Raw genomic sequence first — 2,337 nt, forward strand, 5'->3', positions numbered from 1 at the left:
ATCCTCCCCCTCTGGGGGAGGTGGCCCGAAGGGCCGGAGGGGGTCTTCCCCGCCCCTAAAACAACACCCCCTTCTCCAGCATCCCATGCACGCCCTTCTCCCCGTTGACCGTCTGGGTCACCCGGAAGTCCACCGCCAGCGAACAGAACTGATAGGCCTGCACCCGGCTCAGCGACGACCTTGAGACGATCAGGTCGATCATCGCCCGCAACGCCTGTTTCATCGCCAGGTCCAGGTCCTCGTTGAAACCCAGCGTCAGGTAGTGGGTCGGGCTCTCGGCGCTCGGCCAGGTCCGAACCCCGACGTCGGCGGCCTTGTGCAGGATGAAGGTGAAGGTCCCGGTCAGGCCCATTTCCAAGGCGTTGACGCAGACCTCGCCGTCCCCCTGACGTCCGTGCCCGTCGCCCGCCGAGAAATTCGCGCCCGCAACCCAGACCGGCAGGAACAGGGTCGAGCCGGCCACCAGCTCCTTGCAGTCCATGTTGCCGCCGTGCTCGCGCGGCTCGCGGCTGGAGAGCTTGCCGTAGCGGGCCGGCGGCGCGACGCCGGTGGTGCCGAAGAACGGCCGCAGCGGCAGGGTCGGGCCCCAGGCGGGCTTGCAGGTCCCCGCCGCGGCGTCGATGGCGATATGACTGACATAGCGTTCGGGAAACTCGTCCGGCAGGGTCCCGGCCAGCGGCCGGACGGCGCAATAGCCCCAGGTGTTGTTGGGCTCGATGGCCTCGATCCGCACCTCCAGGGTGTCGCCGGGCTCGGCGCCCGCGATCGCCACCGGACCGGTCAGGATGTGAGGCCCGATGCGCTCAAGGCGGGCGTCGTGGATCGCCTGCAGGGCCGGCGGGATGACCAGGCCGGAGTCCGGGGCCGGCATCACCTCGGGGCCGCCCGAAACGCAGTCGATCACCACCGTGTCGCCGGGCGCCACCGTCAGCACCGGATCAAAGGCGGCGTCGAAGATCCCGAAGCGCACGGTGTCCGGGGTCGAGGCCAGGTGGTGAAGCATGAAGTAAGTCCTCTATTACCAAAGCGCAGTTGACGCGCGTCGAGCCCGCCGCCCTAGTCTCGACCATCGCCCAGGCCCGCGAAGGCCGTCGGCGCCCATCCGGCGTGCAGCGCGGGGATCGGCCTGACGCGTGGACGGGCGTTGGGGCGTTCGGGACGGTATGATGCTGGTCCCAACCGGACATCCCGGTTATGAATAAATTTCTTACTTGTGGAGCTCGCCCGCATGGCGACCGATCCGGCGCTCGCAGCGTTCCTGGCCCTCGACGACGACGCGGTCGCCGCCTATGCGGACGCTCGCGCCGAGGCGTTGGGTTTGGTCTTGCCCCCTGAGACCCGGGACGGGGTGATCGAGAACCTGGCGCTGCTGCGTCGCCAGACCGTGACCTTCACGGCCGCCCTCGACGACAGCCTAGCGCCCGCCCCCGAGGCGTTCGAGCCATGAGCGCCGCCGATTTCCGCTCGGCCCAGGCCGTCGCCGACGACGTCCAATGGGGCAAGACCACCGCCCGTTCCGAGACCGAGGCCGCCCTGGCCCGCGCGGCCAGCGACCCGTTCAACGCCTACACCGCCGTCTTCGCCGAGCGCGCCCTGGCCCAGGCCGAGGCCATCGACGCCGACCTGGCCGCCGACCGTCCCGTGGGGCCGCTGGCCGGCGTGCCGTTCGCGGTCAAGAACCTGTTCGACGTCGAGGGCGTGACCACCATCGCCGGCTCGGGCATCCGCCGCGACGCGCCCCCCGCCGTCCACGACGCCACCGCCGTCCAGCGCCTGACCGCCGCCGGGGCCGTGCTGATCGGCGCGTTGAACATGGACGAATTCGCCTACGGCTTCGTCACCGAGAACGCCCACGACGGCCCGACCCGCAATCCGCACGACCTGACCCGCATCGCCGGCGGCTCGTCCGGCGGCTCGGCCGCGGCGGTGAGCGGCGGCCTGGTTCCCCTGACCCTGGGCTCGGACACCAACGGCTCGATCCGCATTCCCGCCGGCCTGTGCGGGGTGTTCGGCTTCAAGCCCACCCTGGGCCGCCTGTCGCGCCAAGGCGCCTTTCCCTTTGTCGAGAGCCTGGACCATGTGGGCCCGTTCGCCCGCTCGGTCGCCGACCTGGCTCTCGCCTACGACCTGATGCAGGGCCCCGATCCTCTGGATCCGCTCTGCCGTCGGCCCGCCGAACCAGCCGCCCCCCGCCTGCAAGCCGCGGCCGACGCGCCCCTTCGCGTCGGCGTGCTGGGCGGCTGGTTCGCGCAGGGCGCTTTTCCCGAGGTGCTGGAGGCGCTGGAGATCGTCGCCGACGCCCTGCAGGCCCGGCGCGGAATCGAGCTGCCCGGCGCC

Annotated in this window: 3 protein-coding genes; 2 read left to right on the forward strand and 1 reads right to left on the reverse strand. The window is 71.1% G+C overall.

What is annotated here, in order from left to right:
* Positions 1–55 precede the first annotated feature (55 nt).
* Complete coding sequence (locus tag WAL33_RS14875) at positions 56–1,003, reverse strand: acetamidase/formamidase family protein (RefSeq protein ID WP_422182297.1); 948 nt, start codon at positions 1,001–1,003, stop codon at positions 56–58.
* A gap of 225 nt (positions 1,004–1,228) precedes the next feature.
* Here WAL33_RS14875 and WAL33_RS14880 point away from each other — a divergent pair, with 225 nt between their 5' ends.
* Both WAL33_RS14880 and WAL33_RS14885 read left to right on the forward strand, forming a co-directional pair.
* Positions 1,229–1,447: a DUF4089 domain-containing protein gene (locus WAL33_RS14880; protein WP_422182298.1), complete on the forward strand. Its 219-nt coding sequence runs from the start codon at positions 1,229–1,231 to the stop codon at positions 1,445–1,447.
* Positions 1,444–2,337: AtzE family amidohydrolase (locus WAL33_RS14885; protein WP_422182299.1), on the forward strand; the 894-nt coding region annotated here is incomplete at its 3' end. The genes WAL33_RS14880 and WAL33_RS14885, both read left to right, overlap by 4 nt.

Origin of the sequence: Caulobacter sp. (genome assembly GCF_049283275.1) — a bacterium.
In the GTDB taxonomy this organism is placed as follows: domain Bacteria; phylum Pseudomonadota; class Alphaproteobacteria; order Caulobacterales; family Caulobacteraceae; genus Caulobacter.